The organism is Paenibacillus sp. DMB20 (genome assembly GCF_000987955.1).
Classification (GTDB): Bacteria; Bacillota; Bacilli; order Paenibacillales; family Paenibacillaceae; genus Paenibacillus_AQ.
The window spans coordinates 31,283-49,364 of sequence record NZ_LAZU01000013.1; the positions used below are offsets into that span (position 1 = coordinate 31,283).

18 protein-coding genes and 2 pseudogenes are annotated in these 18,082 nt (G+C 48.6%); 14 read left to right on the forward strand and 6 right to left on the reverse strand.

Features of this window, described 5'->3' with window-relative positions; translation table 11 throughout:
• The 4 genes and pseudogenes from qoxC to XI25_RS04630 form a co-directional block, all read right to left on the reverse strand.
• Entirely contained in the window at positions 1 to 597 is a 597-nt protein-coding gene (gene qoxC / locus XI25_RS04615; RefSeq protein ID WP_046677114.1) for a cytochrome aa3 quinol oxidase subunit III, read from the reverse strand.
• Positions 594 to 2,538 (reverse strand): annotated as a pseudogene (gene qoxB / locus XI25_RS04620) (cytochrome aa3 quinol oxidase subunit I). Before qoxB ends, qoxC begins: the two are co-directional and overlap by 4 nt.
• Positions 2,539 to 2,607: 69 nt before the next feature.
• The gene (gene qoxA / locus XI25_RS04625) at positions 2,608 to 3,519 is read right to left on the reverse strand and encodes a cytochrome aa3 quinol oxidase subunit II (RefSeq protein ID WP_046677573.1); all 912 of its coding nucleotides are present in this window, start codon (positions 3,517 to 3,519) and stop codon (positions 2,608 to 2,610) included.
• A 601-nt stretch (positions 3,520 to 4,120) separates the two neighbouring features.
• Complete coding sequence (locus tag XI25_RS04630) at positions 4,121 to 4,456, reverse strand: nitrous oxide-stimulated promoter family protein (protein WP_046677116.1); 336 nt, start codon at positions 4,454 to 4,456, stop codon at positions 4,121 to 4,123.
• A 273-nt stretch (positions 4,457 to 4,729) separates the two neighbouring features.
• Here XI25_RS04630 and XI25_RS04635 point away from each other — a divergent pair, with 273 nt between their 5' ends.
• The 6 genes and pseudogenes from XI25_RS04635 to XI25_RS04665 all read left to right on the forward strand — a co-directional run bounded on the left by XI25_RS04635 (position 4,730) and on the right by XI25_RS04665 (position 9,899).
• Positions 4,730 to 5,344, forward strand: a complete 615-nt coding sequence (locus tag XI25_RS04635; RefSeq protein WP_327204724.1) for an AAA family ATPase — start codon at positions 4,730 to 4,732, stop codon at positions 5,342 to 5,344.
• Positions 5,341 to 5,923: pseudogene (locus XI25_RS04640) on the forward strand (GNAT family N-acetyltransferase). The gene XI25_RS04635 and the pseudogene XI25_RS04640 overlap by 4 nt, the downstream one beginning before the upstream one ends.
• A 479-nt stretch (positions 5,924 to 6,402) precedes the next feature.
• Positions 6,403 to 7,353: a metal ABC transporter solute-binding protein, Zn/Mn family gene (locus XI25_RS04650; protein ID WP_046677626.1), complete on the forward strand. Its 951-nt coding sequence runs from the start codon at positions 6,403 to 6,405 to the stop codon at positions 7,351 to 7,353.
• A gap of 2 nt (positions 7,354 to 7,355) precedes the next feature.
• Entirely contained in the window at positions 7,356 to 8,084 is a 729-nt protein-coding gene (locus tag XI25_RS04655) for a metal ABC transporter ATP-binding protein (protein ID WP_046677575.1), read from the forward strand.
• Positions 8,085 to 8,089: 5 nt separating this feature from the next.
• A complete protein-coding gene (locus XI25_RS04660) occupies positions 8,090 to 9,019 on the forward strand; it encodes a metal ABC transporter permease (protein WP_046677576.1) in 930 nt (309 codons plus the stop codon).
• 1 nt (position 9,020) lies between these two features.
• Positions 9,021 to 9,899 carry a metal ABC transporter permease gene (locus XI25_RS04665; RefSeq protein ID WP_046677577.1) on the forward strand — a complete coding sequence of 293 codons (879 nt, stop codon included), beginning with the start codon at positions 9,021 to 9,023 and terminating at the stop codon, positions 9,897 to 9,899.
• Between the two features lie 5 nt (positions 9,900 to 9,904).
• On the opposite strand, the gene XI25_RS04670 is transcribed toward XI25_RS04665, so the two are convergent.
• Positions 9,905 to 10,588 carry a DinB family protein gene (locus tag XI25_RS04670; protein ID WP_046677578.1) on the reverse strand — a complete coding sequence of 228 codons (684 nt, stop codon included), beginning with the start codon at positions 10,586 to 10,588 and terminating at the stop codon, positions 9,905 to 9,907.
• Between the two features lie 301 nt (positions 10,589 to 10,889).
• On the opposite strand from XI25_RS04670, the gene XI25_RS04675 reads away from it, so the two are divergent.
• Complete coding sequence (locus XI25_RS04675; RefSeq protein WP_046677579.1) at positions 10,890 to 11,423, forward strand: GNAT family N-acetyltransferase; 534 nt, start codon at positions 10,890 to 10,892, stop codon at positions 11,421 to 11,423.
• Positions 11,424 to 11,500: 77 nt separating this feature from the next.
• Here the strand turns inward: XI25_RS04675 and XI25_RS04680 are convergent, their stop codons facing one another.
• Complete coding sequence (locus XI25_RS04680) at positions 11,501 to 11,947, reverse strand: EamA family transporter (protein ID WP_327204725.1); 447 nt, start codon at positions 11,945 to 11,947, stop codon at positions 11,501 to 11,503.
• A 188-nt stretch (positions 11,948 to 12,135) separates the two neighbouring features.
• Here XI25_RS04680 and XI25_RS04685 point away from each other — a divergent pair, with 188 nt between their 5' ends.
• The 7 genes from XI25_RS04685 (at position 12,136) to XI25_RS04715 (ending at position 18,082) form a co-directional block, all read left to right on the forward strand.
• A complete protein-coding gene (locus tag XI25_RS04685; RefSeq protein WP_046677581.1) occupies positions 12,136 to 13,020 on the forward strand; it encodes an ABC transporter ATP-binding protein in 885 nt (294 codons plus the stop codon).
• Entirely contained in the window at positions 13,017 to 13,913 is an 897-nt protein-coding gene (locus XI25_RS04690) for an ABC transporter permease (protein WP_082112205.1), read from the forward strand. The genes XI25_RS04685 and XI25_RS04690 overlap by 4 nt, the downstream gene beginning before the upstream one ends.
• Before the next feature lie 118 nt (positions 13,914 to 14,031).
• Positions 14,032 to 15,135 carry a hypothetical protein gene (locus tag XI25_RS04695; RefSeq protein WP_152669065.1) on the forward strand — a complete coding sequence of 368 codons (1,104 nt, stop codon included), beginning with the start codon at positions 14,032 to 14,034 and terminating at the stop codon, positions 15,133 to 15,135.
• Positions 15,132 to 15,818 (forward strand): hypothetical protein, encoded by a 687-nt coding sequence (locus tag XI25_RS04700; RefSeq protein ID WP_046677584.1) that lies wholly within the window; start codon positions 15,132 to 15,134, stop codon positions 15,816 to 15,818. Before XI25_RS04695 ends, XI25_RS04700 begins: the two co-directional genes overlap by 4 nt.
• 29 nt (positions 15,819 to 15,847) lie before the next feature.
• The gene (locus XI25_RS04705) at positions 15,848 to 16,420 is read left to right on the forward strand and encodes an RNA polymerase sigma factor (protein ID WP_046677585.1); all 573 of its coding nucleotides are present in this window, start codon (positions 15,848 to 15,850) and stop codon (positions 16,418 to 16,420) included.
• Positions 16,374 to 17,387, forward strand: coding sequence for a hypothetical protein (locus tag XI25_RS33250; RefSeq protein ID WP_160308876.1), 1,014 nt, complete (start codon positions 16,374 to 16,376; stop codon positions 17,385 to 17,387). The genes XI25_RS04705 and XI25_RS33250 overlap by 47 nt, the downstream gene beginning before the upstream one ends.
• Complete coding sequence (locus XI25_RS04715) at positions 17,384 to 18,082, forward strand: ATP-binding cassette domain-containing protein (RefSeq protein WP_046677587.1); 699 nt, start codon at positions 17,384 to 17,386, stop codon at positions 18,080 to 18,082. Before XI25_RS33250 ends, XI25_RS04715 begins: the two co-directional genes overlap by 4 nt.

Below are 18,082 nucleotides of genomic sequence, written 5' to 3' on the forward strand. Positions count from 1 at the left end.
TCACATCAGTCCTTTCAGGTAAACAAAGCTGAAAATAAAGATCCAGACCACGTCCAGGAAATGCCAATACAGCGAGAAGATAAAGGACTTGTTGGCCGTTCTGTGGTCCAGGCCGTATTTCTTAATCTGCAAAAGAATGCCTGTGCCCCAGAGAAGACCGAAGGTCACGTGGGCTCCGTGCGTTCCCAGCAACGTAAACAAGCTGGACAGGAACGCGCTGGTTGAAAGGGTAGCCCCTTCATGAACGTAAGTGAAGAACTCCATGATCTCCACGGCAAGGAATCCTGCGCCGAGGAGCAGGGTGATGACCATAAAGATCATCGTCTGCTTTTTCAGTCCAAGACGCATGCTGTGAACGGCAAGACCAATCGTAAAGCTTGACGTCAGCAGCAAAAAGGTTTCGATCAGAACGGGTCCGATTTCGAATATTTCCGCACCGCTCGGACCGGTCGCAAAGCGGTCAACCAAAACGAAGTAAACCGTAAACAGGGTTGCGAAGAGTGCAATTTCAGCTCCAAGGAAAAGCCAAAAGCCAAAAATCTTGTTGCTGTTCTCCTCTGTCCCGTATTCAAGCGGCTGAGTGGCATCTATTTTCATACCGTTTCACCCCGCAGTTTCTTTTCTGTTTGAACAACCTCTTCAGCCGGGATGTAATAACCGTCATCGCGGTCGGAGGACATGGTTGCCATAATGATCAATACTCCAATGCCGGAGATAATGGCCGGAGTCCACCAACTGAATACCAGGAAAAAGCCCAGGAAGAAGAAGGCGACGCCGAGAATAAACGGTTTGCCGGAATTGCTCGGCATGTGAATCTTCTGTATCTTTTCGTCCGAAAGCGGCTTTTTATTCAGTTTGGAGAACCAGAAGGCGTCGCGTTCCGTAACTTTTGGCGTTACAGCAAAGTTATATACTGGCACAGGACTAGGCGTAGACCATTCCAACGAACGAGCGTCCCATGGATCTCCGGTTTTGTCCCGAGGTTGGTAACGCGTACTCCAGTAGATGTTGTAGCACAGAAGAACGAAACCAATCGCCAAGCCGATTGCGCCGACCATCGAGATCATGCTGAGTGGCCCGAATCCGGTCTCAGCCGAATAGGTGTACATCCGGCGCGTCATCCCTTTCAATCCCAGGAAGAACAGCGGGAAGAACGTTACGTTAAACGAAATGGCGATGAACCAAAAGGAGGCTTTGCCAAGTCGCTCGTTCAGGCGGAAGCCGAACACTTTAGGGAACCAGTAATGGAAACCGGCGAGTACGGCGAACACGGCACCTGGGATGAGCGTGTAGTGGAAATGCGCCACCAGGAACATCGTGTTGTGATACTGATAGTCCGCGCTGGCCATCGCCAGCATGACGCCTGTCACGCCGCCGATCGTAAAGACCGGAATAAAGGCCAGTGAATAAAGCATCGGCGTCGTAAAGGTTATTCGGCCCTTACGCATCGTGAACAGCCAGTTGAATATCTTGACTCCGGTCGGAACGGCAATAGCCATCGTAGTAATGGAGAAGAAACCGTTGACCATAGCGCCTTGGCCCATGGTGTAGAAATGGTGAGCCCAGACAAGGAAAGACAAACCGGAAATCACGGCCATACTGATAACCATCGATGTATATCCATAAAGATTTTTTTTTCGAGAAAGCCGAAATAATCTCACTGTAAATACCGAAAGCAGGCAGAATAACAATGTATACTTCAGGGTGTCCCCATACCCAGAACAGGTTGGCCCACAGCATATCCATGCCGCCGTTCGCCATCGTGAAAAACTGGGAACCGAAAAGTCGGTCAAACATCATCAGAAGCAATGCAATCGTCAATACCGGGAATGCAAAGATAATGATGACACAAGTAATGAGAATGGACCAGGTAAACATCGGCATTTTCATCAGAGTCATGCCTGGTGCGCGCATTTTAAGAATGGTAACAATAAAGTTTATACCGGTAAGCAGTGTCCCGATCCCTGATATTTGAAGGGCGAGGGAGTAATAGTTCATACCTACGCCCGGGCTGAATTCATTGCTGGCCAGAGGGAAATATGCGGTCCAACCTGCGTCAGGCGATCCTCCGATAACGAAGGCGAGATTAAGGAGCATGGCTCCTGCGAAGAACAACCAGAAGCTGATTGCGTTCAGACGCGGAAAAGCAACGTCACGTGCGCCAATCTGCAGCGGGATGATGATGTTCATCAGACCAAAGATGAATGGCATGGCCATAAAGAGAATCATGATAAGGCCATGTGTCGTAAATATTTCGTTGTAGTGCTGTGCGTCCAAAATTTTCATATCAGGCATGGAGGTTTGAGCACGCATCAAAAGTGCTTCAGCACCGCCGCGGAACAGCATAAGTAATGCAGATATGATATACATTACACCTATTTTCTTATGATCTACTGTAGTTAGCCATTCCCGCCACAAATATCCCCATTTTTTGAAGTAGGTCAGACCTACGATAATTGCGAGCGAGACGAGTACGATACTCACCATGGCGCCATAGATCAATGGTTCACCGGTAACGAAAAATTCGTCCCATTTCATAAGGGCTTAACTCCTTTCTGGATGTCCGAAGTGCATTTCGTTTGAAGGAGGAACAGATCCTCCGAAACATTAATGCCCTTCATGGTTTGTTGAGCTATGTTCGTCCGGATTATCACTAGGTTCACTGTCCGGATCGGAATGCTCTGTTTCGTTCTCCTGATGAGCTGCATTTCCGTGATGGCCATGCTCTTCAGGTGGAGGGCTGAAAGTCAGGTGGTTATTCGAGAAGGACATTCTGCCGACGTGATCCGTTTCAAGAAGCTTCTTGAACTCGGTTTCGGTTAATTCGGGCGCAGTCTCCTTAACGTCTTTCACCCATTCATCAAACTCGGCAGGAGTCATTGCCAGTGCTTCGAATTCCATGTGCGCGAATCCTTCGCCGCTAAAGTTCGAGTTCTTGCCCATGTAAGATCCAGGGACTTCAGCAACCAGATTGAGTTTAGTTATCATGTCGCTCATGGCATACTTTTGTCCTGCCAGCTGAGGAATCCATAGGCTGGTGATCGGCCCGAAGGAATAATTCCGGAACTCGATCGGGCGATTTGTCGGAATGTTCACATAGTTAACGGTCTCGATGCCTTCCTCCGGATAACTAAAGTGCCACTTCCAGTCCGAGGATGAGGCGTAGATAACAAGAGGTTTCTGGTCCTTATAGCCCTCTGGAACGTTTTCAACGGCAACCGTGGTCTTCACGGTTACTACCGACAGAAAGGCTACAATAATAATAGGAATAGTAATCCAAGTTATCTCTAACCATTTGCTGCCCTCTTCATGAGGCGGTGTATAACCTTCATTGGATTTCTTGGCCCGGTATTTTACCAGCATAAAGACAAATAAGGCGTAAACTACAGCCAAAACTCCGAGCATCATAATAATGGAAAGTATGATGGTTTCGGATAGGGTTCTTGCAGCTGGTCCTTTTGGATCTAATACCGTGATCGAACTGCATCCCGATAATAGCAAGGTTAAACTAAGGAACAATGCAAATAACGGCCCTCTTTTTTTTCATGATGTACCCCTTCCTTCAATACTTCGTTCTTTAAGCGTTGTTCAATCCTAAACCTATAGTAAGAAGTATCTTTGGGTATTGCAAAATGCATATACTTGAATCAATTACAAATAATGGTTGAAACATGGCAATGTTTTTAACATTGTGTGTTCAAATTGTTACAGAACCCTACGTCTATGAGGGAAATCACAGTATTCATGCGGGTTTTGGCGAGTTCAAACTTTGTTCAAACATTCACGAGAATTACCAGATTCGTCACAAATTCAGGCTCCGATTTTTCGTTAAATCCTTACTGGGCAAGCCTTTGAGCCTCATATGCAATTGAAGGAAATCAAGGCAAAAGCTTGGGCGGATGGTAATGCTCCACTCTGTACAGATTCTATAAATCTTTCAAACGCTCTGTACAGCAGTTTTTCAATCTGCCGACTTTTTAAAGAATTTGCGGGCAATGGAATCCTTGAAACAGGGACGGGAAGCCCGTCCAAAAGAGAAGCCGCAAGCCTTTCATATAGAAGGCTCGCGGCTTTTATAAGGGATCGTTAAGGGAAGAGTGTAGACTAAGCGCGTTATCAATCACCGAGACGATCGAGGTTTCTTAAGACCGTCCAGCAGATGCTGAAAAGCTAATACAGGGCGGCGATATACCATGCGGGGGCCGGAATACCGCATCACCTCTTTGATCCGTTCGCGCTTGTCCGGCTTGTAGCAATGAATGGGGCATTTGCCGCAAGTCGTTTTGGTTTCGCCGAACCGGCAATGACTAAGCCGCTTATGCGCATACTGATGCAGTTCGGCGCATGAATCACATAACCCCTCCTTATGTTCGAGGTCCGCATGATGCCTTTCGCAATAAAGCCGGATCATGTAAGCGACAGTCTTTTTTTCCCTCGCGATGCGCGGTCCATCCATACAACATCCTCCTTGCTCACTCTCATTTTCATGGCTTTCATTCGGATTATAGTAAGAATCGCGAAGGAAGAAGGTGATTGAGTTAACAAAAAACGGATTAAAATTCATGCGTTCCCCAAGAAGTCCGTCAAGTGCATCCTGGTAAGAATTTTAAAAAACGTTCAAGAGAATATATTGTACGGTTGTACAGGAATGAATTGTCTATTTATACTAGACATAGATATCCATTAGATGATATTGTGCCGTTTTTTGTGAGGGAAGGAGGGAATTGCTTTGATCTTATGGATAAACGGTGCATTCGGAGCCGGCAAAAGCCAGACCGCCTATGAGCTAAAGCGGCGAATTCCGGATTCATTTGTGCTCGATCCTGAGCAAGCAGGATATTACATACGTAAAAACTTGCCCGATGAAGTGAAGAAAAGCGACTTTCAGGACTATCTGATGTGGAGGGAATTCAACTATGCCATGCTCCGCTACCTCGATGCTAACTCAACCCGAATCATTATTGCGCCCATGACTATTACGAACCCGGCATATTTCGATGAAATTATCGGGCGATTGCGCAAGGATGGGGTAGACGTCCGGCATTTCACGCTTTTTGCATCGCGAGAGGTTTTGCTGAAGCGGCTGAAGAGTCGGGGAGACGGGGAAAAGTCTTGGCCGGCGCAGCAGATAGACCGGTGCGTGAAAGAATTGTCCCAGGATGTCTTTAAACACCGAATCGACACGGATCAGATGTCCATCGATGAAGTCGTGGAGAAAATTGCCGAAATGGCGGAAGTCTCCCTGCTGCCGGATCACCGAGGAAAGATCAGAAAAAAAATGGGATCGGCTCAGGACCCAACTTGGACAAATTCGTTTATTTTAATCATTTTGCATTCGAGGTGAAAAGATTGAATCATCCTATTCTTTTGGATTTCCCCGAGAGGTTCGAAACCGAAAGGTTATTGGTCCGTGCGCCCCAATGGAGCGACGGAGAGCTGGTTAATGAAGCTATTAGAGAAAGTGCCGAGGAACTGCGAAAGTGGCTTCCTTTTGCAAGAAACATTCCTTCGCTGGAGGAGTCGGAATCATTCGTAAGAAAAGCGAGATTGAATTTTTATGGAGAGGACCGACATGGTGCTGCACCTGTTTGACAAGAACGGCGGGGCCTTCGTGGGAAGCAGCGGGCTGCATCGGATCGACTGGGAAGCGCGGCGTTTCGAGATCGGTTACTGGATCCGCAGTTCCCGCTCCGGAAACGGTCTGATGACCGAGGCGGTTAACGGTATTACCGCCTTTGCCATCCGGTACCTGGAAGCAAACCGCATCGAAATCCGCTGCGACTCCAGGAACAGCCGCAGTGCCAGCGTAGCCAAACGCGCAGGCTTCACTCTTGAAGGCGTTCACCGCAATTGGCAAAGGGACGTGGATGGCGCCCTGACCCATACCATGGTATTTGCCAAAGTCCGCGGCGATGAGTTTTAAAATAACGGCGTTCAACGTAGCCGGCGCTTGATATGAAACTTCGATTTGAAACCTTCCTTTTCAAGGGAGGCCTTTCAAATCGAAGTTTTTTTTTAGAGATAAGTAAATATAAACTCCAGAGGATTGCCATCCTTACCTCGCAAGAAAAACATCCGTTAAATGCGGTCTGTCTTCTGAGAAAGTACTTCGATAGACGTTTTTTGTTAAGARATAAGAAAGATTAAACGTCAGAGGATTGCCATCCTTACCTCGCAAGAAAAACATCCGTTTAAATGCGGTCTGTCTTCTGAGAAAGTACTTCGATAGACGTTTTTGTTAGTAAATCTTTTTAATATAACCCTTGACAAAAGACCAAATTGAAATTAATTTGGTATCAAGAACATATTTTGCACTAGGGAAAAACATTTGTTGTTGTCCACATAAGTTTTAAGAGGGCATAATCTGGTTCCCGGAAGCAGGAGGAGAAAAGGGTGAAGAGAATGAAACGGAAATCCATTAAGTTGGCAAGCGTAATGATCTTGGTCTTATCGATGGTGCTGGCCGGTTGTGCTTCCGGTGAGAAAAAAGCGGAAGGAGCAACCGATGACGGGAAAATAACCATCGTGACCACGATCGCCCAAATTGCCGAGCCCATCTCCGTGATCGGCGGGGATAAAGTCAGCGTACAAAGCCTGATGGGGCCAGGCGTGGACCCGCATTTATACAATGCGACGCAAGGGGACATCCAGAAGCTGGAGGGTGGAGATATCGTATTTTACAGCGGTCTTCACCTGGAAGGAAACATGATCGGAGTATTCGAGCAAATCGGCAAAACAAGGCCGGTACTGGCCCTCGGGGATGCCATACCGAAAGAAAAGCTGTTGAAGGACGAGGGGGGCGCCGTTGACCCTCACATCTGGTTTGATATTGATCTATGGAAACAGGGGTTGAGTTCGGCAGTCGACGAGTTGAAGAAATACGCCCCGGATCATGCGGAGTATTTTGAGAACAACAAGGTTAAATATTTCAAAGAACTGGATGCCCTGAGCCAAGAATCCAAAGCTAAGCTCGCGAAGATCGAAAAAGACCAACGGGTCATCGTCACGGCCCATGACGCTTTCGGTTACTTTGGCAGAATGCATGATATGAAGGTTGTCGGGCTGCAGGGACTTAGCACGGAGGATGAAATCGGCATTTCCGATATCGACGATACGATTCAAACGCTGCTGGAATACCGCATACCTGCCGTGTTCGTGGAGAGCAGCATCAACCCCAATTCGATCAAAGCCGTCATAGAGGGAGCTTCCAGCAAAGGGCTGGAGGTTAAGCTTGGAGGAGAACTGTTCTCGGACGCCATGGGGAAAGAAGGCACGCCGGAAGGGACGTATATCGGAATGTACCGTCATAATGTGGATACCATTTATAAAGCTTTGACAGGAGAAGGTGAGTGAATATGTCAGTCTTGAAGGTACAAGGATTAACGGCCTCATACCGTAAAAATAAAGTGTTGAACGATGTCACGTTCGAAGTACAGCCGGGCTCGCTGACAAGTATAGTCGGTCCTAACGGCGCCGGCAAATCCACGCTGCTCAAAGTGATGCTGGAACTTCACCCCAAACTGTCGGGCTCGGTCAGTTTTTTCGGCTCGACGCTCAGCCGGATGAAAACGCGTGTCGGGTATGTGCCGCAGCGGGGCTCTGTCGACTGGGATTTTCCGACGAATGCGCTGGATGTGGTGATGATGGGTCTGTACGGACAAGTGGGTTGGCTGAAACGGCCAAACCGCAGTCATCGGGAAAAGGCCATGGCTTCTCTCGATCAGATGGGAATGGCCGATTATGCGGATCGGCAGATCAGCCAGCTGTCCGGTGGGCAGCAACAGCGTGTGTTTCTGGCACGCGCGCTCGTGCAGGATGCGGATTTGTACTTCATGGATGAACCTCTTGCCGGCGTTGACGCCGCTACGGAACGGGCCATCATGACAACCCTGAAGGAATTGAAGATGTCCGGGAAAACCGTAATGGTTGTTCATCATGACCTGCAGACGGTTGAGGAATATTTCGACCATGTTCTTCTCTTGAACCGGGGGGTCGTGGCTCACGGCCGGACGGAGGATGTGTTTACGAAGGATAATGTTTACCGCGCCTACGGCGGTACGCTCCGCTGGATGAAGGAGGCGTAACGGTTATGGAAAACGTATTATCGCCAAATACGCAGTGGGTGCTCCTTAGCACCCTGATTCTCGGAATGGCGGCGGGCATGATCGGCTGCCTGGCTTATTGGAAGCGACAAAGCCTCATGAGCGACGCTTTATCCCATGCCGCACTGCCAGGTGTCGTTATTGCATTTGCGCTTTCCGGAACGAAGAGTTTACCCGTCATGATTGCCGGTGCGGCGGTCAGCGCGTTGATCGGCGCGTTCATGATCCAATGGATACGTACTTCCAGCCGCATTAAGGAAGATACGGCCATGGGCATGATACTCTCCGTATTTTTCGGCCTTGGCATCATGCTGCTGACGATTGTCAACCGGTTGCCCGGCGGCAATCAGAGCGGACTGGACAGTTTTATTTTCGGCCAGGCGGCGTCCATGGTCCGCCAAGACGTATACACGATGACGATTCTTGCACTCCTCGTGATGCTGGTTGTATTTATTGGATTTAAAGAATGGAAGCTGTTTCTGTTTGATCCCGATTTCGCCAAGGGTTTAGGTTTATCGGGGCGTTGGATGAACAGCATCTATCTGGGGGTTCTCGTTCTTGTGATCGTTATCGGCATCCAGGCCGTCGGCGTCATCCTGATGGCAGCCCTTCTGATCATACCGGCCGTCAGCGCCCGCTATTGGACCCATTCATTTAAATGGATGGTGGTGCTCTCTGCCATATTCGGCGGGGGAGCCGGGATGACCGGCACGATGATCAGCACGCTTGGAAAAGGATGGCCGACCGGTCCGTTTATCGTTGTATCCTCCTCCGTGCTTTTTGTTGTATCCCTTGTGTTCGGAGCGGAAAAAGGGCTGCTGGTTCAGGCGCTTCAGCTGCGCACCCAGAAAAAAAGGCATCAAAACCAATCGCAGAGATGGTCCGGACAAACGGCAGCGATCAAGGAGGCGGATTAATATGACCTATACAGGATGGATACTGCTGACGGCCTCGTTGGTCGGGTTGTCCTGCGGCATGATCGGCGTGTTTTTGATCCTGCGGAGAATGGCGATGATGGCCGATGCCATCAGCCATACGGTTCTGCTGGGGATTGTGACGGCCTTTCTGATCACGCGGGAGCTAAGCGGAATTCACATGCTTATCGGGGCGATCATAGCCGGACTGCTCACGGCGGTTCTGGTGCAGTGGTTTCATTCCCGCGGAGTGCAGCAGGACGCGTCGATCGGCGTGGTATTTACGACGCTTTTCGCGATCGGGGTGATCCTGATTGCCACCCAAGTCGGAAACGCTCATCTCGATACGAAACATGCTTTGATGGGGGAAATCACCTTTGTGCCGTGGGAGAAAATATCTGTGCCATGGCTTGGAGAAATCCCGGAAGCGACATTTATTTTGGCGGTCGTGCTGCTGGTTGTCGTTCTGGTTATTGCAGCCTTCTACAAGGAATGGAAAATCACTTCGTTTGACCCGGCGCTTGCAGCCAGCATCGGCATTCCCGTGGTGCTTATGCATTATGTTTTCATGTCGCTCGTTTCCGTTACAACCGTGGCGGCATTTGACGCGGTCGGGGCGATTATGGTGGTCGCCATGCTGATTACGCCGGCAGCATCCGCCTATCTTTGGACCGACCGGTTATCGGTGATGCTGGTCCTCAGCGGAGCGTTCGGCGTTCTATCGGCGATTACGGGATACTATGTTGCGGTATGGCTGGATACCTCCATTTCCGGTTCGATGGCTTTTGCCACCGGCGTCGTGTTTTTGCTCAGCTTTCTGTTGTCGCCGAAGCACGGTATGATCTCACGCTACTTGCGTCCGTATACGGTATCGGATTTGTAAGATCGCTACAGATATTTATGTTTGATTCTAAGGGACTTATTCAGATGCACGAATGAATGTCTCGTAGCCGGCATGAGCACCAGGCCGGCTACGGTCTTGCCGCCCCAATAATCCGCAAGCCAAGCGGACTTTTCCGATAATGCCCCTTGTTCATGCAACCGGGCAAGCCGTGCGGCTTCAACTTTTTGTTTAAACTGTCCCGGCTGCAGGGATTGAACGATTTCCCGTGTTCGGCGGGCGACGGCGATCCGGTAATCAAGGAGTGCATCAATATCGATAGCTTTGCTGAACGCAGCGATTTCATGGGACTCCATTTCGTTGCCGGAGTGCTGGACATTCACCTTCATGCGATCAAACCAGGCGCCGGTATGGGCAATCTGGCCACTCCCTTTTACTAGAATGTTCATCGTTATGTCTTCGATGCGGGTAATATGCCAGAGATGCCAAGCGATGGAGTTCCGGGTGTCTTTCATCACAACAGGATATTTGCGGAGCAAGTCTTCACTCATATCGTTCATCAATTCATCTTCAAACGTAGGATATGGCGTATTCGCCATTCGGGATGCGTAAAGCAGAGCGTGCTGCTTTAAAAACAAATCAACGGCTCTTTCATGCTCTGCTGGCTTTACAATCATGCCGGTTAATATTTTATGGTTGGCATTCCAAACCTTTCGCTTATCTGCATTCATTTTAAACCCCCGAGATTATATCATGTTATTGTTGTATCTTCCCCGGAGAGATAAGACTCTCCGGGTTTTTGTGTTTAAATTGCGAGAGTAGGATTCATCTTCGGTATGTAAGCAACTTCCATGATACAATAGACAGAAATTCCTGGGAATACGTTTTTCCTTTGCTATGCTCTGGCACGAGTTATGAATTGTGTACTGTATTATATAGAAGAAAAAAAGAAATCTCTTCGAGTTCGGGCAGTACAGCAATGGAACTGCTAGATATCCAATGAAGGAAAAATTTGCGTCAGGAGGCGTCTAAATGTTGATTGAAACCGAAAGGCTTATCCTTCGCGATTTTGTGGCGGCAGATTGGGAAAGCGTTCATGCTTATGCTTCAAATCCGACGGTTTCGAGGTTCATGATCTGGGGACCCAATAAGGAAGACGACACCATGGCTTTCATCGAATCCGTCTTGTCCATGCAGTCCAAAACTCCGCGAGCGGGATATGAGCTTGGGGTAGTCCTGAAAGATCAAGGACAATTGATTGGCGGATGCGGGCTGCACCTCGAAGGGACCAATGCGGAGATAGGCTACTGCTTCCATCCGGATTACTGGGGCAAGGGATATGCGACGGAAGCGGCCAAGGGCTTGCTTGGTTTTGGATTTGAGCAACAAGGCATTAACCGGATTTATGCAACCTGCCGCCCTGCCAATCGTCAATCCGCCGCGGTAATGGTCAGGATCGGCATGCAAAAAGAAGGCCATCTTCGCCAGCATATGCACCACAAGGGGGCATATCACGATTCCTATTTATACTCCATTCTAAAAGAGGAATATGAGAGGGAGAGGTGAAGAAAACGAAACAAAGGAGAGAAGTCGGCTAAAAAGCATGGTCGAAAGAGGGTGCTGCCGGCGCAAAGAGGCCCATATTATTTTTGCTTCACTAGCACCACGCCTGCTGTAATCATGCCAATGCCGACCCACGTTTTCCAGGAAGGGGTTTCTTTGAAAAACAGGTAACCCATCATTAAAGAAATCAAGATTTCCAGACATTTCGCCCCGATAAGAACAAAGCTTAAATGCCCAGTAGTTTTATACCCGAATCGCACGCCGTAACCAACGCTCGTGTTGGCGATCAAAAACAGGGGGATCATCATCAGCTGAAATTTGATGGTGGTCCAAAAGTGGGGATCGATATGCTTGCTTTGATATGAAAATATGAAGTTGATTAGCGTCAACCCTCCGGCCAAAAGTGCAAAGCTGTAAAAGAAATACATCTTCTCCTTATGCGCTCCTTTCCACCCAAATGGGTACCGCAGGTTCTCCAGAGCTTTAGAAGCAACGCAGAACTCGTGCCGCAGTGTTCCCCAGTTCAACCTTAATGTTTCCGTTAGGAAACTTATTTATCCCTATGCATCACTTCCACAGGCTGCCAAAAGAGACAGTAGGCCAATGTAGCGGATGAAATGATCATTTCGTTTTGAAAAGAATTTTTTTTCTTTATGAGAGGGAACCTTTCCTCAGCCTGTATCGTGTTAGGGCCGGTAAGGAAAGGGGATTACATATGAACGAGAAAGTAACCGTCTATATTCAAGGATTGACCAAATGCTACGGTAAAAAACAGGCCCTTAAGCCGCTAAACCTGCGGATTGCCGAGGGAGTAACCGGACTCTTGGGGCCTAATGGAGCCGGAAAAAGCACGCTGATGAATTTGCTGGCCACGATAGAACAGGCAGATCAGGGACATGCCGAGATATACGGCTATGATCTGTCAAGGGACGGAGCCCATCACATCCGCAGTTTGCTAGGCTACGTTCCGCAGAGAGTTCAAGTGCCGATCAAGCTGACGGGGTGGGAGTTTATGAATTATGCCGCGACGATGAAGGGAATCTCTGACCCTGCAGCAAGAAAACGCGAGGTTGAACGCGTCCTCGCCGAAGTTCATTTAACGGATAGGGCAGGTGACCGATTAAAAAGCTATTCCGGAGGCATGCGCCAGCGTATCGGCATCGCTCAGGCTCTGCTGGGCGATCCAAAGCTTTTTCTGTTTGATGAGCCGACAACGGGTTTGGACCCCTCGGAACGCATTGCTTTCCGAAACTTACTGCGTGCACTTGGGCAGAAATGCACCGTTATCATTTCTACGCACATCGTTAGTGATCTGGAAACCACCTGTGATGAAGTCGTAGTGTTTCACAAAGGATATATGCGGTTTCAAGGTCGCCTTAAACAGTTGGCGGAACAGGCCGAAGGCAGCGTATGGGAAAAGACAATGCCTGTACATCAAGCAGAAGAATGGTTTGAAAAACGAGTCGTCGTTAACAGCATTCGCGAGGCTGATGGCATGAGAATCCGTTTTATAGCCAGTCCGGAAAGCGTATCGGATGCCACTGCTGTAAACCCTTCTTTGGAAGACGGATATGTAGCGGTTCTAAAGGAGCTTGAATGATGCAATCCGTACGTGATGTTTTCAAATTTGAATGGCTGCAGCTTCGACGCAGTCCGATCTGGTGCTCCCTGCCCTTTATGCACATTATCCTCTGGGTCCTGCTCATAATTCGCTACGAGATCGGAGCTTCCGGCCAGGGGACAAGAGACTATTACTTCTATGAACAATGGTTGATTCTGATGCCCGTCGTTATGCTGCTAACAGGATTGTACGCGAACTATATGCTCTACAGGGAACGTTGCAACGGAATGGATGTTTTGCTAAGATCTTGGCCTCGGCACGGGTCAAGCCTGGTCATTGGCAAATGGCAGCTGGTTCAGATGTATGGATTGGCCTTTACCTTTCCTTTGGTTTTTGCGCAAACCGTTTGGCTGGCAATGTCGGGTTACCCGCAGGAGATGGTACTGCTCTATGCGATTTACACCGGGGTTCAAACCGGGGCGGCAGTTTTCACTTTTTCTTCACTCGGAATGTGTCTTGGCGGACTCGTTCGCAACAAGTTTTCTTTTCTTTTATTGTCATGTTTATGGATCATTCCCGTACTGGTGCAGCTTACATCTAAGACTGAGACTCCTCCGCTGCATGTGTTTTGGCGTTGGTTTGCCCCTTATGACCTGACCCGCTTCCGGTATAATCCGGTACTAGACAGTTATGGACTGTGGGGCGTTGAATGGACGGTTATCCATCAAGCCGCCGTGTTGTTGTCGGGAGTGTTTTTTCCTCGGTTTAGCGTGCATAAGAACATATCATCGTCGGTGTGGAAGGAGAGAATCATTCATTGTAAAATCCTTCTGTGCTTTGGCGCTGTTTTTGGCGATAGGCTCCGGATGGACAAGTTATCAAGAGTTCTTGCAAAGGGTAAACCTTTATATTACGGATGGTATAAGCAATAAAACGGACGGACCGAAACCCGCCCAGACCGATGGACTGGCTGCTGTCCAAAGTGATTTTCGCGTAGAGGAGATGAAACTGAATCTTCGTTTAAATGAAAAAGAGTCCAATTTCCTGTCTGTGGAGAGCGAGCTGAGACTGGAACAAACAGGGAAGAAACAAGCCGCCCAATTATTTCTTACCTTGAATCGGAGACTCGAAGTGACCGCTCTGAAGGGAGACAAACCGCTGCAATGGAGCCGTCAAGGGGACGTACTGGAGATCGTGATGAATCAACCCATAAATCATGGCGAATATATCGATGTAAAGCTGAACTATGCCGGTAGTATAGATACTTACCGAAGCGAAGGTCTACGGCAGTTTTCCGGAATAAGCAAAAATAACGTACTGCTTCCCAAGTCAGTGGCCTGGTATCCGCAAATCGGGCAAAGGCAGTTGATCTTCAGCCAGGAGCACAATAATGCGCCACTTGGTTTTATAATCAAAGAAGGCCTGAGTTATAAGGAGCCCGGTGTTACCCGTTATGATGTGATCATTGAAGGTCGTGCGGATAAACCATTGGTTATGCCTCTAACTCTCTCGGATAAGGAAAATATCATTGAATTCAGAGGAAAAAACAATACAGGATTATTCCTATATCAAGGCGTTACCAAGGAGAGTTCGGTTCAGGGTGTAAAAGTGGTGGACCATCCGGACAAGATGAGCCAAAGTCAGAGGGATGTGAAAACTCAGCTGAATCAGATGGAATTTTTGAATGTTTGGCTGGGATTGTCGCTAAAACCTGCTGATTTATATAGCGGTTATATTTTTTCAGGGGGCAGTCCTGATTTCCTTGACCCGGACAATGAGGTGTATCGAATCCGTTATCCGTGGGATTTTCTGAAGCCGCCGACTGTGAAACCTATTATGTTAAACACCTTGTTAAGCTGGGTGTATGAACATGAATATCCGGGAAAAAGCAAGGAATGGAAGTCCGGCTTTCACGATTACTATGTTAATGTAAAATCCACCAAAGGAATACCGGGGCCAAATTCGTTGTCTGATGAAGAAGTAAGGCTTGTAAAGGAAATCAGCCGGCTAGCGGAGAAAGACCGGGATCGGATATTGGATATTTCAGGCCATCTTTACCGGAAATATGAAGCCAGCCCGAATCAGGAGGATTTTGATGTACTAAAAGAGCTTGATCATATCCTGTTTCCAGCTAAAGCAGGTGAGGCTCCATGAGTTCCCGCATGCGAATGGTGTTCGCCCTGTGGATGAAACTTCTTGCATGTTCGCCTTGGTTCTGGCTACTCTTGGTCTGCAACGGGATTTCGGTATCGATTCTAATGAACGACATATCGACGGAACGGGTAGCCGTATCGGTTATTTACGAGAAGTTGGGGATGCTTATTATTGCATTTACGATGATCTCGGTCTTTAGCCTGGATATGGACTCAGGATTCATGAATTTGCTTCGCTCTTATCCGGTTCGCCGAATCGTATTGCTGATTGAGCGGGGGGCTATCGGTTATTTCGCAGGGATAGCCATAGTTCTGTTATCCGGAATACTGCTGCCGGGAAACATCCCTTGGACTCTGCATCTCCGTTATCTCTTGTTCATGCTTCCCGTCTATTGGACTATGGGAGCACTAACCGCGGCGGGTACGCTTCTCGTTCAACATACCGTTGGAGGACTTTTTGGAGCTTTAATGTTTTGGTCTGCAGCCATGAGTCAGGTTGGCGGAGAATATTCCCCCATCCTGCTTAACTTTTCAGGTGTGCATTTGGCGGTGATTCATTGGTGGACGCAGACTGAGGCGGCGTGGGAAAACTGGTTGGTCTTTAACCGGTGGTTTTACTGTGCAGTGGGCATATTGCTATGGTCCTTGGCTTGGTTTGCTATAAGGATCTGGAAAAAAAGATAACCAAACGAGTGAGGAGGGAATCGCGGGCCATGAAAGACGAGGAATTGCTGCGGGAGCTGGTCATGGGCTGCGACTCAGCGGTCGACGCACTCATTCTCCGGTACCACCAGCCTTTATTCGGTTATGTGTACAGGATGACGATGAACGAGCAGACAGCGGCTGACATCGTGCAGGAAACCTTTGTAACTCTTTATCGGCAATCCCGGAGAGGACAAGTCCCTGAAACGTTAAAGCCCTGGATCTATAAAATTGCGACCAACCTGTGCCGCGATTTTTGGAAAAAGGCTTCGACCCGGCACGAAATCCTGTGGAAGCGGGATCGTGATCTTGATGAAATGAGGGCCATTAATTTCATGGATCACCAGGTAGAACGGCAGTGGATGCTGGATGCCCTAAACGATCTTAGCATCGATCATCGAACCGTCATCTATCTACGGTTTTATCAAGATCTTACATACGAGCAGATTTCCGAGACGCTGGAGATACCCGTAAATACGGTGAAGTCCAGATTGTACCGCGCGTTAAAGCAGCTAGAACTCAGGCTGGAAGATGACGATGCAGATCGTTCAAAGCACCCAAGGCCAGCGAATAGAGGTGGATGAGATGGATGACGACTCCAAAAAGAGTGGAAAAAGCAAAATTAAGCACAAAAGATGGGACAGCGGCCAAGGAGCAGAAGAACTTTTCGAAGAAGGGCGTGTCATCGATCAAGGGGGAATGCTGGAATCCCTCGAGGAGCACTGGAGAACGAGACTGCTTAGCGTGAAGGTTCCAGAACCGTCGCGAGAGGATTCTATTGCACTAATTGATTCCGTGAAAAATTTGGGTGCGCAGGAAAGAGAAGTCTTGCCGTTTAACGTTATTGAGACACTGAAAGCCGAGACAATGTTTCACCCACAAGCGGAGTACCCTAAATTACCGGACGAAACGATCGGTCAAAAATTTCTCAATCTTGTAATATCCCAATGGAATGTTTATGGAACCCGGAGCTGGGGGGCAACGGGCGCTGCCATTGCTGCGGCAGGATTTATCGCCTTGAAAGCTCAAAATGACAAATACAATGCTCTTTTCATATGGATTATAGGCTTGACGGTCACGGTGCTTGCAGCAGTAATTTATGCGTTTCGGTCGCGAGATGAAGGCACCGTTATTCTGCAGAAGCTGGGAAAATACAGTATGATGGAACAAACGATGGCCCGTTTGGTCCTGGTCACCATTTTTCAAATTTTTGCCGCTCTTCCGCTGTCCTATATTCTTTTTCGCCAAGGTGCAGAGGTTTCGCTAGCGGATTTTCTGTTGGGATGGAGTGTTCCGGTGATTTCTGCCGCGGTCATTTGCTTTGTATGTATCCAATGGTTTGGACAATGGGGAAATGCCATTATACTGTTCGGTACGGCTGGACTCTTGATCGTTTCGCCAGAGAACGCTCGATTGAATTTCATGGATATGATCTCTCAACCGCAGACAGAGAGCTTTTATGCTGTCCGAGGAATAATGTTATCCGCTGCCGCGCTGTTGATGTTAATCCATCTGATCCGCTGGAGGAACGGAGGGAAAGAGGTTGCATGAAGCAGGTTGTAATCCGGTGTGACCATGTAGGGCTGGAGCAGGATCATCGAATGATCATCGAGGGAATATCGCTTATGCTCACCGTGGGCATTACCTATTTAACGGGACCGAACGGCTCCGGAAAAAGCGCATTCATCCGTCTCTTGACCTCGGTCGTTCCCCCTACCAGCGGAACCCTGGTATACCAAGAACGTGAGCGGGAACATCCGTTTGGAACTCGAAGTTTAAGTGTACAAGAGGCACGCGGCATGATAGGATATTTGCCGCAGCATTTTACAGGCTACAGCGGAATGAGCGTAAAGCAGTATATCGTTCACCAGGCTTTGCAGAAAGGGATGCCCTTACGAATGGTCAAGCGTCATATTCAAGCTTGGCTTACGCAAGCGGGCTTGTGGAACGTGCGGAGAATGAGGCTCGGCAAGCTATCCGGCGGCCAGAGGCAGCGCGTGGGACTGTTGCAGGCCATAATAGGGAACCCTCGGATTTGCTTGCTCGACGAGCCCTTCGAGGGCTTGGATATCATGGAAGCCATGGTATTCCGGCATCTCATTCAAAAGCTTGCCGGATCGTGCACAATAGTCTTGAGCACCCATCGGTTGGAATGGATTGAGCCGCACGGAAATGACCGTATCGTAGAAATGGAGCACGGGAAGGTCATTTCGGTTTATGATAGCATTGATCATTCACTCTATTAA